At 62.0% G+C, this 25,595-nt stretch carries 23 protein-coding genes, 1 other RNA gene and 7 pseudogenes; 8 read left to right on the top strand and 23 right to left on the bottom strand.

What is annotated here, in order from left to right; all coding sequences use genetic code 11:
- Positions 1–2: 2 nt before the first annotated feature.
- The 9 genes from PD885_RS03665 to PD885_RS03625 all read right to left on the bottom strand — a co-directional run bounded on the left by PD885_RS03665 (position 3) and on the right by PD885_RS03625 (position 7,460).
- Positions 3–425, bottom strand: coding sequence for a F0F1 ATP synthase subunit epsilon (locus PD885_RS03665; RefSeq protein ID WP_002814084.1), 423 nt, complete (start codon positions 423–425; stop codon positions 3–5).
- Positions 426–558: 133 nt separating this feature from the next.
- Complete coding sequence (gene atpD, locus PD885_RS03660) at positions 559–1,965, bottom strand: F0F1 ATP synthase subunit beta (RefSeq protein WP_002814086.1); 1,407 nt, start codon at positions 1,963–1,965, stop codon at positions 559–561.
- Between the two features lie 145 nt (positions 1,966–2,110).
- On the bottom strand, positions 2,111–2,974 hold the full coding sequence (gene atpG / locus PD885_RS03655; RefSeq protein WP_002814088.1) for a F0F1 ATP synthase subunit gamma: 864 nt from the start codon (positions 2,972–2,974) through the stop codon (positions 2,111–2,113).
- Positions 2,975–3,163: 189 nt separating this feature from the next.
- Positions 3,164–4,726, bottom strand: a complete 1,563-nt coding sequence (gene atpA / locus PD885_RS03650) for a F0F1 ATP synthase subunit alpha (protein ID WP_002814090.1) — start codon at positions 4,724–4,726, stop codon at positions 3,164–3,166.
- Between the two features lie 47 nt (positions 4,727–4,773).
- Positions 4,774–5,301: a F0F1 ATP synthase subunit delta gene (locus PD885_RS03645; protein WP_002814091.1), complete on the bottom strand. Its 528-nt coding sequence runs from the start codon at positions 5,299–5,301 to the stop codon at positions 4,774–4,776.
- A 3-nt stretch (positions 5,302–5,304) separates the two neighbouring features.
- Positions 5,305–5,775 carry a F0F1 ATP synthase subunit B gene (locus PD885_RS03640; RefSeq protein WP_002814093.1) on the bottom strand — a complete coding sequence of 157 codons (471 nt, stop codon included), beginning with the start codon at positions 5,773–5,775 and terminating at the stop codon, positions 5,305–5,307.
- A 113-nt stretch (positions 5,776–5,888) separates the two neighbouring features.
- On the bottom strand, positions 5,889–6,191 hold the full coding sequence (atpE, locus tag PD885_RS03635; RefSeq protein WP_002814105.1) for a F0F1 ATP synthase subunit C: 303 nt from the start codon (positions 6,189–6,191) through the stop codon (positions 5,889–5,891).
- 77 nt (positions 6,192–6,268) lie between these two features.
- The gene (gene atpB / locus PD885_RS03630; RefSeq protein ID WP_002814108.1) at positions 6,269–7,069 is read right to left on the bottom strand and encodes a F0F1 ATP synthase subunit A; all 801 of its coding nucleotides are present in this window, start codon (positions 7,067–7,069) and stop codon (positions 6,269–6,271) included.
- Between the two features lie 25 nt (positions 7,070–7,094).
- Positions 7,095–7,460 carry a hypothetical protein gene (locus PD885_RS03625; RefSeq protein ID WP_087946523.1) on the bottom strand — a complete coding sequence of 122 codons (366 nt, stop codon included), beginning with the start codon at positions 7,458–7,460 and terminating at the stop codon, positions 7,095–7,097.
- A 549-nt stretch (positions 7,461–8,009) separates the two neighbouring features.
- On the opposite strand from PD885_RS03625, the pseudogene PD885_RS03620 reads away from it, so the two are divergent.
- Positions 8,010–8,822 (top strand): annotated as a pseudogene (locus PD885_RS03620) (hypothetical protein).
- A 120-nt stretch (positions 8,823–8,942) separates the two neighbouring features.
- On the opposite strand, the gene lpdA reads toward PD885_RS03620, so the two are convergent.
- The 5 genes and pseudogenes from lpdA to PD885_RS03595 form a co-directional block, all read right to left on the bottom strand.
- Positions 8,943–10,778 (bottom strand): dihydrolipoyl dehydrogenase, encoded by a 1,836-nt coding sequence (gene lpdA, locus PD885_RS03615; protein WP_002814111.1) that lies wholly within the window; start codon positions 10,776–10,778, stop codon positions 8,943–8,945.
- Positions 10,779–10,794: 16 nt separating this feature from the next.
- Complete coding sequence (locus tag PD885_RS21300) at positions 10,795–10,962, bottom strand: hypothetical protein (RefSeq protein ID WP_156775370.1); 168 nt, start codon at positions 10,960–10,962, stop codon at positions 10,795–10,797.
- A gap of 133 nt (positions 10,963–11,095) precedes the next feature.
- Complete coding sequence (locus PD885_RS03605) at positions 11,096–12,514, bottom strand: dihydrolipoyllysine-residue acetyltransferase (protein WP_002814115.1); 1,419 nt, start codon at positions 12,512–12,514, stop codon at positions 11,096–11,098.
- Positions 12,515–12,643: 129 nt separating this feature from the next.
- Positions 12,644–12,984 (bottom strand): annotated as a pseudogene (locus tag PD885_RS03600) (hypothetical protein); the annotation flags it as partial.
- 107 nt (positions 12,985–13,091) lie between these two features.
- Positions 13,092–13,652 carry a DNA-deoxyinosine glycosylase gene (locus PD885_RS03595; protein WP_002814120.1) on the bottom strand — a complete coding sequence of 187 codons (561 nt, stop codon included), beginning with the start codon at positions 13,650–13,652 and terminating at the stop codon, positions 13,092–13,094.
- Positions 13,653–13,792: 140 nt separating this feature from the next.
- Here PD885_RS03595 and PD885_RS03590 point away from each other — a divergent pair, with 140 nt between their 5' ends.
- Entirely contained in the window at positions 13,793–14,464 is a 672-nt protein-coding gene (locus PD885_RS03590; protein WP_002814123.1) for an OmpW/AlkL family protein, read from the top strand.
- A 193-nt stretch (positions 14,465–14,657) separates the two neighbouring features.
- Here PD885_RS03590 and PD885_RS03585 read toward each other — a convergent pair whose 3' ends face one another.
- The 5 genes and pseudogenes from PD885_RS03585 to PD885_RS03565 form a co-directional block, all read right to left on the bottom strand.
- Positions 14,658–15,215 (bottom strand): CcdC protein domain-containing protein, encoded by a 558-nt coding sequence (locus PD885_RS03585; RefSeq protein WP_002814126.1) that lies wholly within the window; start codon positions 15,213–15,215, stop codon positions 14,658–14,660.
- 133 nt (positions 15,216–15,348) lie between these two features.
- On the bottom strand, positions 15,349–16,149 hold the full coding sequence (locus PD885_RS03580; protein WP_002814128.1) for a MetQ/NlpA family ABC transporter substrate-binding protein: 801 nt from the start codon (positions 16,147–16,149) through the stop codon (positions 15,349–15,351).
- 186 nt (positions 16,150–16,335) lie between these two features.
- Positions 16,336–17,031 (bottom strand): methionine ABC transporter permease, encoded by a 696-nt coding sequence (locus tag PD885_RS03575; RefSeq protein ID WP_002814130.1) that lies wholly within the window; start codon positions 17,029–17,031, stop codon positions 16,336–16,338.
- The gene (locus PD885_RS03570) at positions 17,028–18,035 is read right to left on the bottom strand and encodes a methionine ABC transporter ATP-binding protein (protein ID WP_002814133.1); all 1,008 of its coding nucleotides are present in this window, start codon (positions 18,033–18,035) and stop codon (positions 17,028–17,030) included. The genes PD885_RS03575 and PD885_RS03570 overlap by 4 nt, the downstream gene beginning before the upstream one ends.
- Positions 18,036–18,210: 175 nt before the next feature.
- Positions 18,211–18,487: pseudogene (locus PD885_RS03565) on the bottom strand (EamA/RhaT family transporter); the annotation flags it as partial.
- A 181-nt stretch (positions 18,488–18,668) separates the two neighbouring features.
- Between PD885_RS03565 and PD885_RS03560 the strand changes: the two are divergent.
- The 5 genes and pseudogenes from PD885_RS03560 to PD885_RS20435 form a co-directional block, all read left to right on the top strand.
- The gene (locus PD885_RS03560; protein WP_002814135.1) at positions 18,669–19,154 is read left to right on the top strand and encodes a YajQ family cyclic di-GMP-binding protein; all 486 of its coding nucleotides are present in this window, start codon (positions 18,669–18,671) and stop codon (positions 19,152–19,154) included.
- A gap of 237 nt (positions 19,155–19,391) precedes the next feature.
- Positions 19,392–19,726, top strand: a pseudogene (locus tag PD885_RS03555) (hybrid sensor histidine kinase/response regulator); the annotation flags it as partial.
- Between the two features lie 79 nt (positions 19,727–19,805).
- Positions 19,806–20,006, top strand: a pseudogene (locus PD885_RS03550) (hypothetical protein); the annotation flags it as partial.
- 174 nt (positions 20,007–20,180) lie between these two features.
- Positions 20,181–20,741 (top strand): DUF1415 domain-containing protein, encoded by a 561-nt coding sequence (locus tag PD885_RS03545; RefSeq protein WP_002814136.1) that lies wholly within the window; start codon positions 20,181–20,183, stop codon positions 20,739–20,741.
- Positions 20,742–20,880: 139 nt separating this feature from the next.
- Positions 20,881–20,976: pseudogene (locus tag PD885_RS20435) on the top strand (oxidoreductase); the annotation flags it as partial.
- 366 nt (positions 20,977–21,342) lie between these two features.
- Here PD885_RS20435 and PD885_RS03535 read toward each other — a convergent pair.
- A non-coding RNA gene (locus tag PD885_RS03535) (sX9 sRNA) lies at positions 21,343–21,418 on the bottom strand.
- 107 nt (positions 21,419–21,525) lie between these two features.
- On the opposite strand from PD885_RS03535, the gene PD885_RS03530 reads away from it, so the two are divergent.
- Positions 21,526–22,324 (top strand): IS5 family transposase gene (locus tag PD885_RS03530; RefSeq protein ID WP_088056659.1). Its coding sequence is split into 2 segments (ribosomal slippage): positions 21,526–21,797 and positions 21,796–22,324, totalling 801 coding nucleotides; the frame shifts between segments, so codons are not numbered across the junction.
- A 17-nt stretch (positions 22,325–22,341) separates the two neighbouring features.
- On the opposite strand, the pseudogene PD885_RS03525 reads toward PD885_RS03530, so the two are convergent.
- From PD885_RS03525 to PD885_RS03510, 3 genes and pseudogenes are all read right to left on the bottom strand, one after another.
- A pseudogene (locus PD885_RS03525) lies at positions 22,342–23,146 on the bottom strand (IS5 family transposase).
- A gap of 518 nt (positions 23,147–23,664) precedes the next feature.
- On the bottom strand, positions 23,665–24,375 hold the full coding sequence (locus PD885_RS03515) for a pseudouridine synthase (RefSeq protein ID WP_088056658.1): 711 nt from the start codon (positions 24,373–24,375) through the stop codon (positions 23,665–23,667).
- Positions 24,372–25,439, bottom strand: a complete 1,068-nt coding sequence (locus PD885_RS03510; RefSeq protein ID WP_002814142.1) for a class I SAM-dependent methyltransferase — start codon at positions 25,437–25,439, stop codon at positions 24,372–24,374. The genes PD885_RS03515 and PD885_RS03510 overlap by 4 nt, the downstream gene beginning before the upstream one ends.
- Positions 25,440–25,595: the final 156 nt, after the last annotated feature.

Below are 25,595 nucleotides of genomic sequence, written 5' to 3'. Positions count from 1 at the left end.
ACTTAGTGCTTCAGCGTACGACGCAAACGTTCCAGCGCCTGCAACTGCACCGTCGCCTCGGCCAGCTGGCGCTGCGCTTGGGCCACGTCCACCGTGTCGCCACGGTTGGCCAGCAGACGCTCGGCCTCTTCCTTGACCTTGCGCACGGCGGCCTCGTCGATGTCCTGCGCACGCACCGCGGTGTCGACCAGCACGGTCACTACCTGCGGCTGAACTTCCAGGATGCCGCCGGAGATGGCGAAGTCCAACTGTTCGCCACTGGCGGTGGTGACCACCACCTTGCCCGGCTTCAAGCGTGTGATCAGCGGCGCGTGCTTGGGCGCGATGCCCAGCTCGCCCAACTCGCCGGTGGCCACGACCAGGGTCGCCTCACCGTGGAAGATTTCCTTCTCGGCGCTGACGATGTCGCAACGGATAGTGCTCATGGTGGGTGCCTCACGTTGTGAGGCGGGGATTGGGGATCGGGGATCGGGGATCGGCAACAGCGGCATTCGCCGTCATCACCCCCCTCGCCCACATTTCCCGATCACCGCCGTACCGAATTCCAAATCCCGGCTCTTACGCCTTGGCGCTCATCTTGTTGGCTTTCTCGACGGCTTCTTCGATGCTGCCGACCATGTAGAACGCCTGTTCCGGCAGATGATCGTACTCGCCGTCGCAGATCGCCTTGAAGCCGCGGATGGTATCCTTCAGCGAGACGTACTTGCCCGGCGAGCCGGTGAACACCTCGGCCACGTGGAACGGCTGGCTGAAGAAGCGCTCGATCTTGCGCGCGCGCGAGACCGACTGCTTGTCGTCTTCGCTCAGCTCGTCCATGCCCAGGATGGCGATGATGTCCTTCAGTTCCTTGTATTTCTGCAAGGTCTGCTGGACACGCTGGGCGGTGTCGTAATGCTCGTTGCCGATCACCAGCGGGTCCATCTGGCGGCTGGTGGAATCCAGCGGATCCACGGCCGGGTAGATACCCAGCGAAGCGATGTTGCGGCTCAGCGTGACGGTCGAATCCAAGTGGGCGAACGTGGTCGCCGGCGACGGGTCGGTCAGGTCGTCAGCAGGCACGTAGACGGCCTGGATTGAGGTGATCGAACCGCTCTTGGTCGAGGTGATGCGCTCCTGCAACACGCCCATTTCCTCGGCCAGGGTCGGCTGGTAACCCACTGCCGACGGCATACGGCCGAGCAGTGCGGACACTTCGGTACCGGCCAGCGTGTAGCGGTAGATGTTGTCGACGAACAGCAGCACGTCCTTGCCCTTGCCGTTTTCATCCTTCTCGTCGCGGAAGTACTCGGCCATGGTCAGGCCAGTCAGCGCAACCCGCAGACGGTTGCCCGGCGGCTCGTTCATCTGGCCGTACACCATCGCGACCTTATCCAGCACGTTGGAGTCTTTCATCTCGTGGTAGAAGTCATTGCCCTCACGGGTACGTTCACCCACGCCGGCAAACACGGACAAACCCGAGTGCGCCTTGGCGATGTTGTTGATCAATTCCATCATGTTGACGGTCTTGCCGACGCCAGCGCCGCCGAACAGGCCAACCTTGCCGCCCTTGGCGAACGGGCACATCAGGTCGATGACTTTGATGCCGGTTTCCAGCAGTTCGGTGCTGGAGGACTGGTCTTCATACGACGGTGCAGCGCGGTGGATTTCCCAATGGTCCGACGCCTGCACGTCCCCGGCTTCGTCGATCGGACGACCTAGCACGTCCATGATGCGGCCCAGCGTACCGGCACCGACCGGCACCGAAATGGCGCGCTCGGTGTTGGTGGCCAGCAGGTTGCGCTTGAGGCCGTCAGTGGAGCCGAGCGCAATCGTGCGCACCACGCCGTCGCCGAGCTGCTGCTGCACTTCCAGGGTGATGGCGGTGCCCTCGACCTTCAACGCGTGATAGACCTTCGGCACTTCATTGCGCTGGAATTCGACGTCGACGACCGCGCCGATGATCTGAACGATCTTGCCCTGACTCATTTTGCTGCTCCGGTTAGCTTTGCTCTGTCCGAGTGGCCGATGCCAGCTCGTTGAATTTTGTGATTTGGGATGCGTGATGGGAGATTCGTAAGAGCGCGGTCTGATGCGCTTTCAGCCAATACCGAATCCCCAATCCGGGCTGTTCTCATACGGCGGCGGCTCCGCTGACGATCTCCGAAATTTCCTGGGTAATCGCCGCCTGACGCGCTTTGTTGTAGACCAGTTGCAAGGTGCCGATCATCTTGTTGGCGTTGTCGCTGGCAGCCTTCATCGCCACCATGCGCGCGGCATGCTCGGAAGCCACGTTTTCCAGCACGGCCTGGTACACCAGCGACTCGATGTAACGCGTCATCACGTGTTCCAGCACGGTCGCGGCATCGGGTTCGTACAGGTAATCCCAATCGTGGTGGGCCACCTTGTGCTCGGCGGCGGGCAGCGGCAACAGCTGATCGAAGCTGGCCTTCTGAGTCATCGTATTTACAAAGCGGTTGTAGACCAGATACACGCGGTCCACCTTGCCCTCGACGAATGCATCCAGCATCACCTTGATCACACCGATCAGCTGATCGATCTGCGGGCTGTCGCCCAGATGCGTCACGCTGCCGACCATGTTGACCTTGATGCGCCGGAAGAATGCCGACGCCTTCTGACCGATGGTCACCACGTCGATCTCTGCACCCGTGTCCTGCCACGGACGCACTTCGCCCAGCATCTTGCGGAACAGGTTGTTGTTCAGACCCCCGGCCAGGCCACGGTCCGAAGAGATCACTATGTAACCGACCCGCTTGACCTGCTCACGCTCGACCAGGAACGGATGCTGGTAATCGGTACTGGCCTGCGCCAGATGACCAATCACCTGCTTCATCGCCTGGGCGTAAGGGCGCGAGGTCTTCATGCGGTCCTGCGCCTTGCGGATCTTGGAGGCTGAGACCATTTCGAGCGCGCGCGTCACCTTGCGGGTGTTCTGCACGCTCTTGATCTTGGTTTTGATTTCGCGTCCGCCTGCCATTGCTCGCTCCGCTCGTGGGATTCGGGAGTGGTGATTCGGGATTGGCTAAAGCCCCCTGACTCACCGCACCTACAAACCCCGAAATACCTGAATCTGAAGATTTGGGAGTGGCGATTCGAGATGGGCCTCAGCCCCCCCCCGAACCACCGCTCTTACAAATCCCGAATGCCCCATCCCGAATCCCGGCTCTTACCAGGTGCCCGTGGTCCTGAACTCTTCGATGCCCTTCTTGAAGGCAGCTTCGATGTCGTTGTCCCAACCGCCGGTGGTGTTGATCTTGTTGATCAGCTCACCCTGGGTGTTGGCGAAGTGGGCGTGCAAGCCTTCTTCGAACGCCAACAACTTGTTGACCGGCACTTCATCGAGGTAACCCTCGTTGACGGCATAGATCGACAGCGCCTGGTTGGCGATGGACATGGGCGCGTACTGCTTCTGCTTCATCAGCTCGGTGACGCGCTGCCCGCGCTCGAGCTGCTTGCGGGTGGCTTCGTCCAGATCCGAAGCGAACTGCGCGAACGCAGCCAGCTCGCGGTATTGCGCAAGCGAGATACGGATGCCGCCGGACAGCTTCTTGATGATCTTGGTCTGTGCAGCACCACCGACGCGCGACACCGAGATACCGGCGTTGACGGCCGGACGGATACCGGCGTTGAACAGGTCGGTCTCCAAGAAAATCTGGCCGTCGGTGATCGAGATCACGTTGGTCGGCACGAATGCGGAGACGTCACCGGCCTGCGTTTCGATGATCGGCAGGGCCGTCAGCGAACCGGTCTTGCCGGTCACCGCACCATTGGTGAACTTCTCCACATACTCCTCGGAGACGCGCGCAGCGCGCTCGAGCAGACGCGAATGCAGATAGAACACGTCGCCCGGATAGGCTTCACGACCCGGCGGGCGCTTGAGCAGCAGCGAGATCTGACGGTAAGCCACGGCCTGCTTGGACAGATCGTCATACACGATCAGCGCGTCTTCGCCGCGGTCCATGAAGTACTCGCCCATGGTGCAGCCGGCGTACGGGCTGATGTATTGCATCGCGGCCGACTCGGACGCGGTCGCAGCCACCACCACGGTATGCGCCAGCGCGCCATTCTCTTCGAGCTTGCGCACGATGTTGGCAACGGTCGAGGCCTTCTGACCAATCGCCACGTATACGCACTTGATGCCGGTGCCCTTCTGGTTGATCACCGCATCGATCGCCAGCGCGGTCTTGCCGGTCTGACGGTCGCCGATGACCAGCTCGCGCTGACCACGGCCGATCGGGATCATCGCATCGACCGACTTGTAACCGGTCTGCACCGGCTGGTCGACCGACTTGCGCCAGATCACGCCCGGCGCAACACGCTCCACCGGTGCGGTCTGGGTAGCGCCCAGCGGACCCTTGCCATCGATCGGCTCGCCCAGTGCGTTGACCACGCGACCCAACAGCTCCGGACCCACCGGCACTTCCAGAATGCGACCGGTGGTCTTGGCCACGTCGCCTTCGCGCAGGTTCTCGTAATCGCCCAGCACCACGGCGCCGACCGAATCGCGCTCCAGGTTCAGCGCAAGGGCAAAGGTGGGCCTGCCATCCGGAGCGGGCGGCAGTTCGATCATTTCGCCCTGCATCACGTCGGCCAGGCCGAAGATGCGCACGATGCCGTCGGACACGCTGGTCACGGAGCCTTCGTTGCGCGACTCTGCGGACAGCTTGACCGCCTCGATGCGGGTCTTGATCAGGTCGCTGATTTCGGAGGGGTTGAGCGTGGTTGCCATCGTTCAGTCCTAGATGCCGGCCGCGAGGGCCATGCGTTTATGTGAATTCAGTGGGCGAGCGAGCTTTGCAGACGCGCGAGCTTGCCCTTCAGCGAGCCGTCGATGACCACGTCGCCGGTGTCGATCACCGCGCCGCCGATCAACGAAGCGTCCACCGCGGTGGTGATGTCCACCTCGCGGCCGAAACGCTTCTTCAGCGCAGTAGCGATCGTGTCGAGCTCTGTCCGATTCATTGCGGTTGCCGAGGTCACCGTCGCCTTGACAACGTGTTCGGCGTCGGCACGCAGTTGCTCGTACAGCCCTGCGACTTCCGGCAGCAGCGACAGCCGCTGCGCATCGGCCAGCAGGCCGAGGAAACGCAGATAGTTTTCGCCCGCCTGCGGCGGGGCCAGCAACGCTACTGCCTGTTCCTGGCTCAAGGCCGGGTTGAGCAACAGCGCGGCCACGCGCGGCTCGCCGGCCACCTGCGACGAAAACGCCAGCGCATCGGACCAGGGCGCGAAGTTGCCGCCCTCACGCGCGATTGCAAACGCGGCCCGGCCGTAGGGACGGGCAAGTGTGAGCGCCTGACTCATCGATTAAATCTCCGCCGCCAGCTCGTCGAGCAGCGCCTTGTGGGCGTTGGCATCGATTTCGCGCTTGAGCAGCTTTTCGGCACCGCTGACTGCCAGCACGGAGACCTGCTTGCGTAGTTCCTCGCGGGCACGGGTCGCGGCCGCGTCAATTTCGGTCTGCGCCAGCTCCTTTTGACGGTTGGCTTCGGCAATCGCCTCATGCTTGGCCGCTTCGATGATCTGGTTGGCGCGCGCATGGGCCTGATCAATGATCTCGTTGGCCTTGGTGCGTGCGTCCTTCAGTACTTCGTTGACCTTTTCATGCGCCTGCGCCAGATCCTTCTGACTACGATCGGCCGCAGCCAGACCTTCAGCGATCTTTTGCTGACGCTCTTCGATCGCCCGCAACAGCGGCGGCCAGATCTTGGTCGCGACGATCCAGATTAGACCGGCGAAGGCCAGCGCCTGGGCAAAGATGGTAAGGGTGATGTCCATGGGTCGCTCAATCGCTCTTTAGGGGTGAAAGCGCCACCGCATGGCGACGCTTTCCGACCTTCATCCGTGGAGGCAACCGCGCGCGGTTGCCTCCACATCCTGCTACCGCTGGATCAGCCGGCAGCCTGCGACAGACGCTCGATGAACACCTGGGCCAGCGGGTTGGCGAAGGCGAACAGCAGGCCGACAGCGACGCTGATGATGAACGCGGCGTCGATCAGGCCGGCGGTGATGAACATGCGCACCTGCAGCACCGGGATCAATTCCGGTTGGCGCGCGGCCGACTCCAGGAACTTGCCAGCCATGATGGCCAGACCGAGGCCGGCACCCAGCGCGGCCAGGCCGATCATGATGCCGACGGCGAGGACGGTGGAGCTCTGGACTTGAGCGAGGTTGGTCAGGACGGCGAGGTACATGGTGATCTCCGAACGAAAGTTTCTAAGGGTGATGGATGAATCGGGATGAAGCGTATGTATGAAGGGTGTAGCGAAACTCAGTGACTGTCTTCGGCAAGGCTCAGATAAACGATCGACAGCATCATGAAAATGAAAGCCTGCAACGGAATCACCAGTAGGTGGAACAACATCCAGCCAAGGCCGAATACGCCGCCAGCAACCATGCCGGCGATGCCCGCACCGCCCAGCACCCAGATCAGCAGGAAGACGATCTCGCCGCCGAACATGTTGCCGAATAGTCGCATCGCCAACGAAATCGGCTTGCTCAGCCACTCGACGATGTTCAAAAGCAGGTTGAACGGCAGCATCCACTTGCCGAACGGCGCCGTCAGGAATTCCTTGGTCATGCCGCCTACGCCCTTGGAGCGCAGCGAGAAGAAGATCATCAGGAAGAACACGCTGATCGACATGCCCAAGGTGGCATTGACGTCGGCGGTGGGCACCGGCTTCCAGGAATGGATGCCTGCCCAACCCAGCGGGATGGCGATGAAATCTGCCGGAACCATCTTGATGAGATTCATCAACAGGATCCAGAAGAAGATCGTGATCGCGATCGGGGTCACCAGCTTGCTGCTGCCGTGATAGGTGTCCTTGGCCTGCCGGTCGACGAACTCCAGGCAGATTTCCACGAACGCCTGCCACTTGCCCGGCACGCCGGCTGTGGCATTGCGGGTCGCCGTCCAGAACGCGAAGACCATGACCAGACCCGTCAACATTGCCATGACCAGGGTATCGACGTGGATGGTCCAAAACGTACCGCCACCATCGCGAACCGGATAGATGAGGTTCTGCAAGTGATGCTGGATGTAGGAGGTAGGGGTTGCTGCCTCGCCCGCCATGTGTCTGGAGCCCTTTAAGTTCGAATCAACGTCTGGCCAGAGCCAGAACCTGAAAAATCAGCCCGATGGCGATACCCGCCAACAAAGCCAGAGGAGGCAGTCGCAACAGGCCGAAACCAAGCGCCAGCGCCGCGAAAACCAATACCCACTTCAGCACCATCGCTAGAATCAACCGGACCATGGCAGTGCCCACTGCCTGGATACCGCCACCTAGCGCGGTACGTGCCGCAATCCAGCCGCCCAGCACCGTTGCAAATCCGGCCAACGCCAGACCGGCAGAGTAACGGAGACCGACCAACAGCAACCCCAGACTGGTTATGGCTACGGCGGCAAGCGGATATACCGCAGCGCGCAGCATCAACCGCCGACCCGCGTCAACGGAGTTCAGCACTACCGTTACCTACGTGTGAATGAATGGGGAGCGCAGTTGCGCCTCGTCGAGCCGCGGAAGTATAGCAACGGGACAAATTGCGAGACAACCGGCAGAGGTCATCAGCTGCCGCGACGCCTGCACATCAAAGTACCACCGCTGGCCGCATCCAGGAGACCGGGGCTCCTGCTTTTTACGCATTTTGGCGCACCCCGCTAGTTTCTCGTCCGCGGCCCAATCCGCCGCATCGCACGATCTTTGCGATCTACGCAGCGCGCGCAGCGATGGCTTGGCGACATTCGGATGTCGACGTTTTGGGTAGCCGGCGACGACAACCGTACCGGATGGGATGCATTGCGACACGCATCGCGCTCGCCGACGTCCACATCTAGTTTGCCGCGATCGACGCGTGCTACCTGTGTCTGTTGACGATGCGGACCGTTTTGTCCGATCGCTAGGACCACCTTGACAGGTATTCGACAACTCCTTCACTTATGGAAGACTTTACCTTATCCAATATGCGCAGCACAGGCTCGACCGCCTGACCATTCCAAGCATTTGGAGCTCCCCATGAAACACCTCCTCGCACTGGCGATCCCGTGCGTTCTGGCCGTTGCCTATGCCGCGCCTGCGCACGCCGAAGATACCGATGACCGCTTCCAGATCCGTCTCGGTGCGATGAACGTCGACAACGACAACACCATCCGCGGCAACACGCTGATTGCAGGCAACAACGTGTCGGTCAATGAAGACTTCAAACTGGGTGGCAAGGAATGGGAGCCGCGCACCGATGGGGTGTTCCGCATCAGCACCCGTCAGCGCCTGATCTTCGATTATTTCAAGTACGACAAGGATCGCCGCGAGCCCCTGACCCAGGACATCGTTGGCGGCGGCTTCACCGTGCCGACAGGCAGCTTCATCAAGGGTAAGTTGAAGTACCAGGTCACCACCCTGGTGTACGACTACTCGGTCATCGAGTCACCGGAATTCAGCATGGGCCTGCAGATCGGTGCCGAATACGCCAAGGTCCAAGCCAATGCATAGGCCGACTTGGGCAGCGTCTTCAGTGGCGACGTACTGGATGAAAGCGAAGACGGTGTTGCTCCGGTGGTCGGCATCCGTTTCACCGCACGCCCGAGCGAACACTGGTTGTTCAACGTGCAGGGCCAGTACCTCGACACCAGTTGGGGTGACTTCGGTGATTACGACGGCGACCTGAGCCGCGCGAATGCGATTGCCGAATACCGCGTCACCAAGAACTTCGGCATCTTCGCCGGCTACGACTGGTTCAAGCTCGACGGCGACCACCGCGGCAGCGACGGCTTGATCGGCCTCAAGCAGGAGTTCAAGGGCCCGGTCGCCGGCGTGACGTTCGCGTTCTGATGTGCTTGACCCGTTATCCGAAAAAGCCCGCTTTTTGCGTAATGCTGTTCACTTGAGCAATCGAATGAACAGCATTACGCGCAAGGTGGGGCGTTGTAGGCAGCACAGGCGTGCGGCTTGTTACTTCTTCTTCGGGATGTACAGATCGGTGATGGTGCCGTCGTAGACCTCGGCGGCCATGCCGACCGATTCGCTCAGGGTCGGATGTGCGTGGATGGTGTGGCCGATGTCTTCGGCTTCCGCGCCCATCTCGATCGCTAATCCAATCTCGGCCAGTAGATCACCGGCATGCACACCGACGATAGCACCACCGATCACGCGATGGGTCTGCGCGTCGAAGATCAGCTTGGTGAAGCCCTCGGTGCGACCGATGCCGATCGCGCGGCCGCTGGCGGCCCACGGAAACTTGGCCACACCGACCTTCAAGCCCTTGGCATTGGCCTCGGTCTCGGTGACGCCGACCCAGGCGATTTCCGGGTTGGTGTAGGCAACCGACGGAATCACCCGTGCAACCCATTCCTTCTTCTCGCCGGCAGCGACTTCGGCGGCCAACTTGCCCTCGTGAGTGGCCTTGTGCGCCAGCATCGGGTTACCGACGATGTCGCCGATGGCGAAGATGTGCGGCACGTTGGTGCGCATCTGCCGATCGACCGGAATGAAGCCGCGCTCGGTGATGGTGACGCCGGCCTTTTCAGCGCCGAGCTTCTTGCCGTTGGGCGTGCGGCCCACTGCTACCAGCACGCGGTCGTAAGCGGTAGGTTGCAGCGCTGGCGTCTGGCCTGCGGTGGCCGCTTCGAACGACACGGTGATGCCGCTGGCATCGGCTTTGACGTCGGTGGCCTTGGTCTTGAGATATACCTCGACACCACGCTTCTTCAAACGATCGGCCAACGGCTTGACCAGATCTTTGTCAGCGCCCGGCATCAGCTGATCCATGAACTCGACCACGGTGACCTTGCTGCCGAGCGAGCTGTACACCGTGGCCATTTCCAGGCCGATGATGCCGCCGCCGACCACCAGCAGGGTCTTGGGAATGTCGTGCAATTCCAGCGCGTCGGTGGAGTCCATCACGCGCTTGTCGTCCCACGGGAAGTTGGGCAGCTTCACCGCCTGCGAACCGGCCGCGATGATGCAGTGTTCGAAGCGCAGCAACTGGATCTTGCCGTCGTCGCCGACGATCTCCAGCTCGTTGGGCGAGACAAAGCTGGCCACACCTGTGACCGTGCGCACTTTGCGTTGCTTGGCCATGCTGGCCAAGCCGCCGGTGAGCTTGCCGACAACCTTATCTTTGTACTCGCGCAGCTTGTCCAGCGCGATGCTTGGCTCGCCGAAGTGCACACCGAAATCGTCTGCGTGCGACACCTCATCGATCACGCCAGCGGCATGCAATAGCGCCTTGGACGGAATGCAGCCGACGTTGAGGCAGACGCCACCGAGGCTGGCGTAGCGCTCGATCAGCACGGTATCCAGGCCCAGATCGGCGGCACGGAACGCAGCAGTATAGCCACCGGGGCCAGCGCCGAGCACCACCATCCTGCAGTCGATATCGGCCGGCTTGCCGCTAGTCAGCGCTGGCTTAGGCGCGGCCGGTTCGGCTGGGGCACGATGCGACGGAGTCACCGGTGGCTTGCTGCCCGGCGCGGCGGTCGTGGGTGCAGCAGCAGCCGGCGCGGCTTTGGTCTCAGCCTTGGCGGGCGCCGGTGGTGCAGCGGCGGCGCCTTCGGTTTCCAGCAGCAGCACGACTGCGCCTTCGGACAGGTTGTCGCCGACCTTGACCTTGAGCTCCTTGACCACACCTGCGGCCGAGGACGGCACTTCCAGCGTAGCCTTGTCCGACTCCAGCGTCACCAAGCCCTGATCCTTGGCCACGCTGTCGCCAACGGCAACCAGCACTTCGATGACCGGGACATCGCTGTAATCGCCGATGTCGGGAACCTTGATTTCAATGACCGCCATTTGCTTCTCCTGTAACTCAACCGGCTGTGCCGGCAAGCGTCTGCTGGAGTTCATCCAGCGACGATTCGATTTGGGTCCAGCGCTTGTCGCGCTTGTTTTCCTTGCCTTCGCTGCCTTCGATCAGCAATGCGTCCTGCTGCAACAGCAACTCGCCCCCGCCGCAGCTCGGACGCGCTGTTGTCACGCACATCATCGAAAAAGTGGTCACGGAACCGTCATTGCCCACTGCCGGCGACCAGCCGCACCCGATCGTGCTTTCGCACTCGCGTGCTGCGCACTGGTCAACGGCGGCACGCCGAGCATTAGCAGCGCTGCTCTCACAGCAGGATGCGTCGCATGTCGGCCAGCACCTGGCTGAGGTAGGTGGTGAAGCGTGCGGCCAGCGCGCCGTCGATGACGCGATGGTCGTAGCTCAACGACAGCGGCAGCAATAGCTTGGGGGCGAATTCCTTACCGTTCCAGACCGGCTGGATCGCCGACTTGGACACGCCCAGGATTGCCACTTCCGGTGCATTGATAATCGGCGTGAACGCAGTACCACCGATGCCGCCGAGCGAGCTGATCGAGAAGCAGCCGCCACTCATGTCGGCCGGGCCCAACTTGCCGTCGCGCGCCTTCTTGGCCAGCTCGCCGCTTTCACGCGCAATCTGCAGCACGCCCTTCTTGTCGACATCGCGGATCACCGGCACGACCAGGCCGTTCGGCGTATCGGCCGCGAAACCGATGTGGAAGTACTTTTTCAGCGTGAGGTTTTCGCCGGCGGCGTCGAGCGAAGCATTGAATTCGGGGAACGTCTTCAGGGCCGCAGCGCTGGCCTTGACCAGGAAAGCGAGCATGGTCAACTTGATGCCGGCCTTCTCGTTCTCCTTGTTGAGGGCCACGCGCAGCGCTTCCAGGTCGGTGATGTCGGCCTGTTCGAACTGGGTGACGTGCGGAATCATCGCCCAGTTGCGCGCCAGGTTGGCACCGGAGATCTTCTTGATGCGCGACAGCGGCTGGGTTTCGGTTTCGCCGAACTTGCTGAAGTCCACCTTCGGCCAGGCCAGCAGATTCAGACCATTGCCACCACCGGCCGTCGCGGCGCCGGCTGCGGCAGGCGCGCCACCGCTGAGTGCGGCCTTGACGGAGCGCTGCACGTCCTCGCGGGTGATACGGCCGCCCTTTTCGCTGCCTTTGATCTGGCCCAGGTCCACGCCGAGCTCGCGGGCGAACACACGCACCACCGGGCTGGCATAAGGCACCTTGGACGGCAGCACGCTGTCCGCATCGAAGGTCACCGGCGGGCTGCTAGGGCTACCGGCCGACGGCTGGCCGCCCTGCGATTGCTGGGCAGGCTGCGACGGCCCGCTGGGGCGCGCGCCCTGCACCTGCGCGATTTCGCGCTGGGCAAGCTTGTCCGGCACTTCGGACACGGCGACCGGCTCGACCTTGCCGGAGGTCTCGGAGGACTCGGTGGTGGGCTTGGCCGGCGACTGCGCCGCACCGGCGCCACCACCGCTGGCGGCGATGATCGCCACCACGTTGCCCTGCGAAAGGGTGTCGCCCACCTTGACCCGCAGTTCTTTGACTACACCAGCGGCCGACGAGGGCACTTCCATCGTGGCCTTGTCCGATTCCAGCGTGACCAAGCTCTGGTCCTTGCTGACCGTATCGCCGACGGACACCAGCACCTCGATCACCGGGACATCGCTGTAGTCACCGATATCGGGGACAAGTGCTTCCTTGATTTCGGCCATACGGGGAACTCCGGCAACAGAATGAGGGGAAACCCCTATTGTGGCCGGCTGCGGGCCGCAGCGCCAACCATTGCTGTGGAAAAATCGCGCGCTGGGCGGGATACAGCGTCGGCACGCATATGCGCTGGCTCATTTCGATGCACGTCGATCGACCCGCAACAGGCGCAGTGGCTACCCCCCGAGGGCAAACAATACGCCAGCGCATTGTCCAGTCCATTAACGGCTTCGACCCGCTCGCATCACTGCTGGGCGCAGGGTCGCAGTGCACCTGCTTGCGGCGCGATCAGACGCTCGATGGGCTTTTCCACAACGCAGTTGCAGCTCGTTTCGGTCAGTGCCGGCTGCACCGCACCGGCCACAACATCGCCGATCAGCTGCGGCAGCGGTTCAGCCACTAACGCACCGATGTCGTTATCGATATCGATCGGGGTCAACTGGTTTTTGCTGAAGCTCTGCTTCGCACGCGCATCCGTTGGCGGCGCCGCACGCGCACACGGCCAGCACTGCGGTACGTACGCGTTGGCTCAGCCCACCGCAACGTTTGCACGTAGCTCAACCCGCCACTCCTCAGACGCAGCTAGTCCAACGCAGCGCGCAGCGGTTGCCAAGCCTCGCACAGACGCGGCAACGACCACGCGGCATTGGCCGGGCTGGTGGATGGCAATGCCCACAACGGCACTGCGCGCAGCTCTACTGGCAACAACGGCTGCACATGTCGACGCCATGCCTGCGCAGCAGCTGCGCCATTGCAGACCACCGCACGCAGTTGCGGCAGTGTTGCCAGCAATGAGGCGATGGGGTTGACCACGATGCTGCCTGGCACGATCGCCGTATCCAGGCTGCCGCGCCGCTCGCACTGACCGATCACATCCCACAAGCCAACGCCGCGTTCGGCCAGTGTGTGCAGGCGCGTTGGGTACGCAGCGCCTGCATCGATGTGCAACAACACCTGCATCAGCGGCCAGAACCGATTGCGCGGGTGGGCGTAGTAGCTGCCTGTCTCCAGCGAGGCATTCCCTGGCATCGAGCCGAGCACTAGCGTGCGGCAATCGCTGCGAATGTGCGCTGGCAGGCATTGCAGCGTGATGCTTTTCGTCACAGCAATCGCACCTGCGTGAATGTCGTTTTCGGGGTGCATGTCGCAACCACGGCCTTCTTCGGAAATTTGCTGAACAAACGAAATTTTAGCGAGCTACGGGTAGGCGTGGATTCAGATTTTCAGGAATAGCTTTGGCGCGGCCCACTCCACGGGCCTGACAAGAAAACGAGGAGATCTCAATGCGTTCCATTTCCATCCTGAGCCTGGCTGCTGTATCCGCACTTGCGTTTGCACCGTCTGCTTTTGCACAAGACACTGGCTACACCGGTGATACCTCCTCGGCTTCCACCAGCGCCGATAGCGCCTCTGGCAAGCATTGGGCGGTGGTCGGCGGTGTTGCCCTGATCAAGCCGAAGAACGACCCGGCCCCGGGCCTGGACGTCGATGGCGGCCCGGCACCGACGCTAAGCGCCAGCTACTACATCAATGACAACTTCGCCGTTGAACTGTGGGGTGCAGCAGACAAGTTCAACCATCGCGTCAACGCCGATGGCGTGGGCAAGGTCGGTACGGTCGAGCAGCAGCCGATCGCCATTAGCGGCCAATACCACCTCGGCCAGGCTGACAATGTGTTCCGTCCGTTCGTGGGCGTGGGCTACTACGAGTCGAACTTCAGCAACGAGAAGATCGATGCAGCGTCGACCAGTGGTCAGCACGTGGGCCTGGATACCGCCAAGGGTGTCATCGGCACCGTCGGTGTGGACATGAACATCAATTCCACCTGGTTCGCCCGTGCTGACGCCCGCTACATGCGTTCGCGTCCGGAACTGCGTGTGGGCGGCCAGGGCACCGGCAGCGAGCTGGAACTGGATCCGTGGACTGTCGGCTTCGGTATCGGCGCGCGCTTCTAAGCACCTGCCTGAAGCACGTTTCAGCTGAAGAAAAACGGGCCGAAAGGCCCGTTTTTCTTATGCGTGGAGCGCGCGATCTTGCAAAGCTCGGCGTGCCAAATCTTTCGCGCGACCTGCATGCGCACGTGAGAGGCGACAGCAGTTCGGGCTTGCCGAATGCGCATCACCACCCACTGCACTTGCGAGCGTTAGCTCAACGCCAGTAGACGCTGCTGCGCAGACGCGCACTGCGCCAGCGCCACCACAGCAACGTCGCGTAGGCCAGCGCATAGCCGAGCAAGACGCCGGCTGCGCCCAACAAGCTGGCATGACTAAGCCAGCCTTCGGTGGGCCAGACCACGCCCTGCCAGGTGCTGCGCCAGCCCTGCACCATGCCCACAATCACACGCGCCACTACCAATGCGGTCAATGCCAGCACCAGCCACAGATTGGGCCGATAAAACAGGCCCTGCGTAGTGCGCTCGAAGCGGGTCAGGCGCAAGGCCAGCATGCCCAGTGCCAGCCCGCAGGCCCAGCCGAACGCAGCGTGGCCGATCGCGCCGGGCCAGAACGCCGCCGCGATCAAGGTGAAGATGACGAACAACACGCTGGACATTCCGGCCGACACCAGATTCATCGTCAACAGCCAACCACGCGCCTGCCGACGCGCCGTGCCGACACGAAAGCGCTGCACCAGCGACAGCGGAAACAGCACCGCGAACACCGCCAGGGCGACGATCACGGCCAGCGGGATAGCGAGGAGAAGTGGCATCAGATGATCGGTTGCGGCGAAGAATGGTTGGCAAGCATGGCGAGCGCTGTCAGCTGGATGCGGACGGCGCGCTCAGAATCGGAGCGTAACCGAGCACCCGCCGGGAGGTTGCGCAATCTTTTGATGACCGCTCTTAAAAAGCCGGCAACACCGCGCCTTTGTACTTCTGCTCGATAAACGCTTTCACTTCCGGGCTGGTCAGGGCCTTGGCCAGCTTTTGCACGCGCGGGTCGTTCTTGTTGTCCGGGCGGGCCACCAAGAAGTTCACGTACGGCGATTCCTTGCTCTCGATCGCCAGCGCATCGCGGGTCGGGTCGAGCCCGGCGTCGAGTGCATAGTTGGTGTTGATAAGCGCCAGATCGACCTGATCCAGCACACGCGGCAGCATCGCCGAATCGAGCTCGCGGAATTTCACCTGCTTGGGGTTTTCGACGATATCGCGCTGAGTCGACAACGCGTTGCTAGGATCCTTGAGTTCGATCACCCCGGCCCTGTCGAGCAGAATCAGCGCGCGGCCGTTGTTGCTCGGGTCGTTGGGGATCACCACATCGGCGCCGGTAGGCAGGTCGGCTAGCGCCTTGAAGCGACGCGAATATGCGCCGAACGGTTCGATGTGCACACCGATCACCGTCACCAGCTGGCTCTTGCGGTCGCGGTTATAGGCATCAAGATACGGCGCGGTCTGGAAATAATTGACGTCGATCTGCTTCTGCACGACCTGGTCGTTGGGCTGCACGTAGTCATTGAACACGCGCACGTCCAGTTTGACGCCCTGCTTGGCCAGCAACGGTTCGACCACTTGCAGGATCTCGGCATGCGGCACCGCTGTGGCGGCCACGGTGAGGGTATCGCCGCCGCTGCTACCGTTGCCGCCACAGGAGGCCAACGCCAGCGTGGCCGCAGCCAGGAAAAAACGAAACGCGAATGTGCTCATAGAGGGATCCGTGGGAGGAGGAATGCGGCACTGCCGCAGGCGGTAAACCTAACAGACACCGCTTATAGCAGCGATGCGTCGGACCTGTGTTCGCGGGTTGATGCGATTGCGTCGGCTGGTGCGGCCGAGCGTCGATGCCGGACCGGCGCGCTCCACGCCGGCTCAGCACACGGCCTCACTGCAAGCTCAACGCCGGCTGTAGCGCGCCACCAACCGGTCGCCCAGCATCTGCAGCAGCTGCACCAGCACCAGCAAGGCGATCACGGTGATCAGCGCGACGTCCGAATGCGACCGCAGATAGCCTTCGCGATAGGCCACATCGCCCAGGCCACCGGAGCCGATCGCACCGCCCATCGCGGTGAAGCCAATCAACGCGATGGTGGTCACAGTGGCACCGGCGATCAGGCCAGGGCGCGCTTCGGGCAACAGCACGCGCAGCACCAGCTGCCGGGTGGTGGCACCCATTGCTTGGCTGGCTTCGATAATGCCGCGGTCAACCTCGCGCAAGGCGGTTTCCACCAGCCGCGCGTAAAACGGGGCGGCACCGACCACCAGCGGAAGGATCGCGCCGCGCACGCCCAGCGAGGTGCCCATCAGCATCAGCGTGAGCGGAATCATCGCGATCATCAGGATAATGAAAGGCACCGAGCGCAGCAGGTTGATCAGCGCCGCAAGCGCGCCGTACAGCACCGGGCGGCGGCGCAACTGCGGGGTACCACACAGGAACAGCGCAACGCCCAGCGGCAGGCCGATCAACAGCGTCAGCGGCAACGCGCCGGCAAGCATCAGCAACGTGTCGAGAGTGGCCTGACCGATGTCGCTCCACTTGGCAGCATCGAGATTGCGGAAGAAACCGTCCGCGGCGGCGAGCAGCAGGGTCATACGCGCAGGTCCTCCACGTGCACGCCAGCGGCAGCAAAGCCGGCGCGTGCCGCGTTCTGGTCGCCGCCGGTCAAGGCGACGATCAGCTGGCCATAGGGTGTGTCCTTGATGCGATCCACGCGCCCAGACAGGATGTTGTAGTCGATCCCGGTCTCGCGGGCGATGTGGCCCAGCACCGGCTCGTAAGTGCCGTTGCCGAGTAAGGTCAGGCGCACGATGCGCCCGCCCACGGCGGCGAAATCGCGGTGCAGCTCGGCTTCGTCCACGTGTTCGGCTTCGAAGACGAAGCGCCGGGTAGTGGCGTGCTTGGGATGCAGAAACACCTCGGTCACCGGGCCGGTTTCCACCAGCTTGCCGGCGTCCAGCACCGCCACGCGGTCGCAGATACGGCGAATCACCTCCATCTCGTGGGTGATCAGCACGATGGTCAAGCCGAGCTCGCGGTTGATCTGCGCCAGCAACTGCAGCACCGACGAGGTGGTCTGCGGGTCCAGCGCGCTGGTGGCCTCGTCGCACAGCAGGATTTGTGGCCGGGTGGCCAGCGCGCGCGCGATGCCCACCCGCTGCTTCTGCCCGCCGGACAGCTGCGCCGGATACTTGCAGGTGTGCTGCTCCAGCCCGACCCGCGCCAGCAGTTGGGTCACGCGTGCATCGATCTCGGCACGCGGGGTGCCGGCCAGCTCCAGCGGGAACGCCACATTGCCGGCCACAGTGCGCGAAGACAGCAGGTTGAAGTGCTGGAAGATCATGCCGATGCGGCGACGCAATGCGCGCAGGCCCTGGCTATCCAGCGCCGTGACGTCTTCGTCGCCGATCAGCAAGCTGCCACCGCTGGGCTCTTCCAACCGATTGATGAGCCGGATCAGCGTGGATTTGCCGGCGCCGGAATGGCCGATGATGCCGAAGACTTCGCCGGGACCGATCTGCAGATCGAGCGGGTGCAGCGCCACGACCTGGCGACTGTCAACAGAATAGGACTTGTGCAGGCGCTGAAACCGGATCACCGCGCATGGCCGATTGGGGGTAGGGGTGTGAAGCCTACCAGTCGCTGTTTCCGGACGTTATTTCATTCTGTTCATAAGTTGGGGACCACGGAGTCGGCATTGGGGATGCGTCCGGGCCGAAGCAACAGCGCCTTTGCTTCCACAAATCCCAAATGCTGACTCCCCAATCCCGACCTCACAGCCTATTCAGCGGCACTGAGCGATAGGCCTTGCGAATACGCTCCCGACGCAGCAAATACGGCCCGGTGGCGACGATGATGCCGGCGTCGGTCCAGGTGCAGTTGTTGGGCAAGGTCTGCCACAGCAGCCAGTCCCAGCCGATCACCCAGACCAAGGCCGGTGTATTCCAGCGGCGCGATCATCACGGCAGCAATGCGCCGCCACGCAACAAGGTGACCCGCAGCGGCCGATAGTGCGCCGACAGCAGCTTTATTCCCGCATCCAGCAACAAGAAACAGGCCACGGCCGACACCATCCAGGCGATGGCGGGAAGCGCAGAGCCGGTGTTGGGCATGGCGCATTAGCGCTGCGCGCGCGCAGACCGCCAACACCCGCCTCGACAGTGTCCACGACGCGATGCCCTGGAGCGATGCTCTAGAATGGCCGCTGTTTTCAGAATAGCTGGAGCGTTGCATGCCTTCCTTCGACGTAGTGTCCGAAGTCGACAAGCACGAACTGACCAATGCGGTGGATCAGGCCAACCGCGAGCTGGAAACGCGTTTCGACTTCAAGGGGGTCCAGGCCAAGTTCGAGCTGGAAGACGGCAAGGTGATCAACCAGTCCGCACCCAGCGATTTCCAGGTCAAGCAGATGACCGACATCCTGCGCGCACGGCTGCTGGCACGCGGTATCGACGTGCGCTGCCTGGGGTTTGGCGATGTGGAAACCAATCTGGCAGGCGCGCGGCAGAAGGTCACCGTCAAACAAGGCATCGAGCAGAAGCAGGCCAAGCAGCTGGTGGGCAAGCTCAAAGAAGCCAAGCTCAAGGTCGAAGCGCAGATCAATGGCGACAAGCTGCGCGTGACCGGCAAGAAGCGAGACGACCTGCAGGATGCGATCGCGCTGCTGAAAAAGGCCGATTTCGAGCTGCCGTTGCAGTTCGACAACTTTCGCGACTGAGTGCGGTTGCGTGATTGCGGTGATTGGCGGGAGTGCGCACGCTGCGCTGGGTTGCGGTGCAGTGGCGCATGCACGTCGCTCGACACACACGTACCGGCCGCGACCACCTGCGTGAAAATGTAAGCCGCAACGCACTGGGCGCCACACTTGCGCTGCGCTTCACTGCGGTGGCCACGGCCGCTGGTTTATTTGTCAAGCAGGACCGACGTGCGCCCCCTCTCGGCGCCGCACACCCCGATGCGTGGCGCATCCAACCGCGCAGCGACCGGCATGATTCAGGAGGCCAGGCAGCTGCTTAACGACAGGTTCGTGCTGCTGTTCGAATCGCTTCTGGAATACCGCCCCTGCGTCGCGATGAACTTGCTGTTCATGGCATTCAGACCTATCTGGCTTTCATCCTGCTGATGTCGTTGAACGCGTTTCTGCCGTTCATCAACATTGCCGCACTCGCTCGCTACGGGCAAAAAGCCACGTACCCGGTGTTGCTCAGCACCTTCGTGCTGATGTTGCTAGCTGCAGCGGCGGGTTATCTGTCCAACCCGATCCATGCGTACGAGTTGTTGGCCATCCTCAAACAGCACGACGACCATGCACGCCACTGCGCTCAAACCGGGCAACGCGGCGCGTTGCCAGTGGCAACACGCCGCGTAATCTGTGCCGACGATGCTGCGCATGTTCGATGCACTTGGCACCGCGCCTGCGCGCAAACTGGCGGTTGCCTTCGACACCGGTGCGCATGCGATCGGTTCGCCGCATAAGACGCCGCTGGCGGGCGTAGTAGCGCAGACATCCATCGACTTCTTACGTGCAGGTGGGCGGCACGGTGGTTGCTGGCACCACGCTCGCCGGTAACCGATAAATCGGTAACAGGATGTGCCGATAGCGTGCCTCGGCCGAGCTACGTTGTTTGCGCTGTGCACGACCATCGACGTTTGCGCTTGCTGCAGGACAGACAACCGCGCGGCACCCTCCCGGCTAAGCGTGCACTGATCACATACACTGGCATGCCATCACGCCGCCGCCCCGATGACCACCACGCCTGCCACGCCCGATCCGTTGACCGCCACCCGCAAGTGGATCGAACGCGCGGTGATCGGTTTGAACCTGTGCCCGTTCGCGAAGGCGGTTTACGTAAAAGATCAGGTGCGGCTGGTGCTCAGCGATGCCAGCACGCCGGAGGCATTGCTGGAGCAATTGGCCGAAGAACTGGTGCTGCTGCGCGATACTCCGGCCGAGCAGATCGACACCACCTTGATCGTGCATCCGGACGTGCTCACCGATTTCCTGGACTACAACGACTTCCTGGACAACGCCGATGCGGCGGTGGAAGCACTGGATCTGCAAGGCGTATTGCAGGTGGCCAGTTTCCATCCGGATTATCAGTTTGCCGGCGCGGCGCTGGACGATGCGGCTAACTTCACCAATCGCTCACCCTTCCCCACCCTGCACTTGTTGCGCGAAGACAGCGTGGAGCGCGCGGTGGCAGCGTTTCCGGATCCGGATGTCATCGTCGAGCGCAATATCGAGACGCTGGAACGCTTGGGGCGCGATGGCTGGGACCGTGTGTTGAACGGGGGCGAACACTGAGCCAACGCAGGCACGTCGCGCAGATACATGCAACGTGTGGCAGCCGCAATCAGCGCGCTTGCTGACATTGGCTATCGCGGCCAGACGATGCAGCCAGTACAGCGCAATCGGCAGCGACCGATTGCCATCGCGCAGCTCGGCGATCTACTTGCTGTCGCCGCAGTTGTCCGGCGTTGTGACCGTGCAGAACTTCATCGTCGATGGCGAGATGTCGCGCAAAATGCAATACGTCTGAAGCATTTGTTGTAGAAGCCCCAACGTGGGCTCGACCTAAAACAACTGGGTGCGCGACTGGAATGAATCATCCGCGCCTCGATGGCGCACCAAGCTTTATATTATAGGACCCACATTTTATATACACTATTGAAATATAAATTTTCAATAGCATCAGCATTCTGTTGACAATTGTCAAAGGCGATGCAAGAGTCGATTGCAGCAAAAATGAGCTGGTTTCGACAACAGGATTGAAGTGAAATTCACAACATTGGCTGCGATCTTGACCCTAATGTCAGGCATGTCGAGCACTGTATACGGCCAGAGCAATCGCGGCGACATCGTTTCCTCGACGTCGGTCACCACTCAAAAAAATATTTATGAGAGTGGCTAACAAAACGTAGCGAGCAGTCGCCAAGTGGGTGCGCACGGCGCGAAGGATTCGCAGTGTACAAGTGGTACACGCCGATTCCGAGCACCGGCCGCGCCCGCACGGCGAGTGCGCGGTAGTTTTTGTTAGCCACTCTAAGAGCCTGTTCACGATCTTTCCTGATTGGTGCAGACTCTGCGGATGCGCCAAAAAACCTATCCGAGCGACATGAGCCGGGAGCGTTTCGAACACATCCTCCCGATCCTGGAACAAGCGCGCAAGCGCACCAAGCCACGCCGAGTGGATATGTATGAGGTGTGGTGCGCAGTGTTGTACGTGCTGCGAACCGGTTGCCAATGGCGAGCGCTACCCAGCGACTTTCCGAAGTGGCGGACCGTGCACGCGTACTTTGCCAAGTGGGGCGAGTGCGACGATGAAGGAGTGAGCCTGCTGGAGCGGGCGCTCAAAAAATCAGGTTGGCGTGGCCCGCCAGAAACAGGAGCGCAACATCTTCAGCAGGTTCTTGATCGTGGACGCGCAGAGCGTCAAGAACACGGACACAGCCGGGCAAAAGGGATATGACGCGGGCAAAAAGGTGTCGGGCATCAAGCGGCATATCGCTGTTGATACCCAGGGGTTGCCCCATGCCATCGCGGTGACGACGGCGGAGGTGACCGACCGCAAAGGTGCGCTGCGGGCGCTGGAGCGCTGTCAGTCAAACTTGACGCATGTACAAAGCCTGCTGTGCGACAGTGGTTACACCGGAGTACCGTTTGCCGAAGGCGTACGAGAGATTCTAGGCGAGCAGCTCACGGTGCAGATTGCCAAGCGCAGCGAACTGCACACCTTCAAGGTCATGCCCAAGCGCTGGATCGTCGAGCGCAGTTTTGCCTGGCTGGAGAAAAACCGAAGGCTGTGGAAGAACTGCGAGCGCAAACTCAACACCAGCTTGCAGTTCATCCATCTGGCCTTCTTGGCGCTTCTACTCAAAAGATCGTGAACAGGCTCTTAGAGCGGCTAACAAAACCCGGGAAGAAACCGTAAGCAGATGATGGAGCAAGCAAGCGAGAGCAACGCCAAGTGGAGATCGATGCGGCGTTCAAAGCGGATGCGCAGTTTGCCCATGCCTGCGAACCAGGCATGGGTGCGCTCGACGACCCAGCGATGACGGCCCAACCGGTCGTTGCGCGCGATCCCCTTGCGTGCGATCCGCGCAATGATGCCGCGCTGCTTGAGGAAGGCGCGACAGCGGTCGATGTCGTAAGCCTTGTCGGCGTGCAATTTGTCTGGCCAACGTCGCGGGCGCCCTGGTTTGCCACCAATTGGCGGCAAGGCGTCGATCAACTCCTCGAACACGACCGAGTCGTGCCGATTGGCGCCGGTGACGCACACCGCCAAGGGGATGCCGTTGCGATCGACGATCAGATGCCGTTTGCTGCCGAGTTTGCCGCGATCGGTCGGGTTCGGCCCGGTATATGGGCCCCCCGGGGGGAGGCTACGCTAGCGGCGTCCAGACCAGCTCGGCTCAGGTCCAGCGTCTGAGCGCGACGTCGCTCGGCCAGCAACACCTGATGCAGACGATGCCACACACCGGCGGCCTGCCAATCACGCAACCGGCGCCAGCAGGTCATGCCGCTGCCGTACCCAGCTCCATAGGCAGGTCTTCCCACGGCACGCCCGTGCGCAGGACATAGACGATGCCGTTGAGGGCTTGCTGATCACTGATACGCGGCCGTCCACCTTTGGGCGAACGCTTCACTTGCGGAATCAGCGGCTCGATGCGCTTCCACAGCGCAATGGGGATCTCTTTGCGACGTGTCATGTCCGCAATTTTGCCACCGGCGAGACAAGATTCAAGGGGTTTTGTTAGACGCTCTAAATCTGGAACCACCGAATCCAACTTCATAGCGTCCTGGATTAAACAGCAATCTCCAAAATATCCGCCTCTTTTGAAAATTGGCAATCTCAGCGTCTCTCGCACTTTTTCCTCATCGGGATTCATGAACATTCAGTCCGGACCGGGGGGCCCACCTGCCCCTCTGCCGGCCGGTGGAATCAATGGCGAAAAAATAACCATCCGCAACGAATTTCCCGGCGGTGCATTCGAACAATGGGATTATGAGTGGAAAGGTCAACAGTCTGGCGGATCTTGGCAGCTAACCGGCTATCAATTCAGGGGACCCACCAGCAGGGGGGACATCGACAATCCCACACAGCCATTTTAATCCTTATCGTTATTTTTGGGAGATGGCTCCCTAGTCCAGCATTCGGGAGCAGGGAGCTTATGGAAGTAGAGCGAGGCAAGGGTTAATCAAAAATACATGCTGTACGGATCGATCTTTAGAATATAGACGGCCCGAACAACACTTCCAGATCGCTTGCTTCCAACGCGCGCCACTGCCCCGATGGCAGCGCATCCAGCGATAGCCCTCTGATACGGCTGCGGTGCAGCGCCGCCACATGATTGCCGGCGGCAGCGAACATACGCCGCACCTGATGGTAGCGGCCCTCGTGCAAGGTCAAGCGTGCCTGACGTGGGCCGAGCACTTCCAGTTCGGCCGGCAGCAGTGGTTTGGTTTCGCCTTCTAACAGCAGCGTGCCGCTGGAAAACAGCGCGGCTTCATCGCCACGCAAATCGTCGGCCAGCGTGATCTCATAGACCTTGTCCAGCGCGGATTTGGGCGAAATGATCCGGTGCAACAGCGCGCCGTCGTCGGTCATCAGCAGCATGCCGCTGGTCTCGCGATCCAGCCGCCCCACCGGCGCCAGTACCGGCGCACGCGAACGGAAGCGCGTTGGCAGCAGTTCGTAGATCAGCCGGCCGGTGTCCTTGGTCGAGCAGGTGTAGCCGCTGGGTTTGTGCAGCAGCAGGCTGAAACCCGGTGGCGGATCGAGTGGCTCGCGGTCGATGCGGATCGCGTCGTGCTCCACCTGGTCGTCGGCATACAACACCTCACCCTGCACATCGGTGACTGCGCCCTGGCGGAACAGCTGGGTGACCTGCTTGCGGCTGCCATAGCCGAGATTGGCAATGTGCTTGACCAGCTTCATACGTGCGCTCCACGGCCGCGTGTGGCAAAGATCAGCTTGAAACCGTCGCGCTCGGCGGCCACACGCACCTGGCCGAAACCTTCGTTGAGCACTTTTTCGTACGGCAGATGCCGATTGGCAACCAACAACAGCTGCCCTCCGGGGCGCAACGCCTGCGCTGCCGCGGAAATGAAGCGCCGACCGATATCCGGGCGGTCCGCACGCGAGGGCGTGTGGAACGGCGGATTGCTGACGATGAAGTCGTACTGCGCCACCAGGCCGGCGGTGACGTCGCGCCAGTGGTATTGCAGCTGCGCCGGATGCGCGATGTCCTGCAGATTGCGCTGCGCAAGCGTCAACGCACGCGCCTCGGCCTCATACAGATCCAGCGCAGTGATCTTGGGGCAGCGTGCAAGCACTTCGGCCGACAGATAGCCGAAGCCTGCGCCCAGATCGGCACCATGCCCGGCCAGCGTGGCCGGCAGATGCTCGACGAGCAAGGCGGATGCAGGATCGATGCGGTCCCAGGCAAACACGCCGGGCCGGCTGATGAAGCGCCCATCCAGAATCTTGCGTGGCGCATCCAGCACCGCCCAGCGCGCCTGCAGCGCGACATCGGTGTCGGCAGGTAGCGGCAGGCTCCAAGAGGTGCGGCAGTGATGCTTGGTCAGGCTGCCGGCCAAGCCGGTGAGCTGGCGCAGATCAGCTTCGCCTGAGCGCGCGCCCTCGTTGTTGGACTGGCAGGCGACCACCCGGCCACCCGGCGCGGTCAGCGCCACTGCACGCGCAAACAGCGCACGCGCTTCTTCGCGCTGACGCGGCGGCAACACCAGTACCAACGCGTAGCGCGTGCTGTCGGCCTCGATCTCGCTCTCTTCGCGCACGGTCCAACCGCTGCGCTCCAGCGCCTCGGCGAATGGGCGAAAGCTCTGCTCGCAGGTCAGCGTGTCGGCAGTGGCCCGCTCGCGCAACGGGAAACCGTCGCGCGCGCGCAGGAACAGCACCGGCCCCTGGGGCCACGGCAGCACGCTTTGGGCGAAGGGCAGGAACAGGGCTTGAAGCGGGGCATCGTGCGGGCCAGCCATCACATCATCGGGTAAGGAACAGGCCGCCATTGTAAGGGACCGCTGCCGGTTGCCCGCCGCGCCGTCAAAAGGAAAGGAGGGGTTTGTCGACTTTAGGGACTCCAGCCGAATGTCTTCCAATGCCTGTACGGACTATTGATGCGTACGCAACATCCG

Source organism: Xanthomonas fragariae, assembly GCF_900183975.1.
Lineage (GTDB): Bacteria > Pseudomonadota > Gammaproteobacteria > Xanthomonadales > Xanthomonadaceae > Xanthomonas > Xanthomonas fragariae.
Note: the sequence above shows the minus strand (reverse complement) of the source record. Positions and strands in the feature narration are given on the sequence as shown.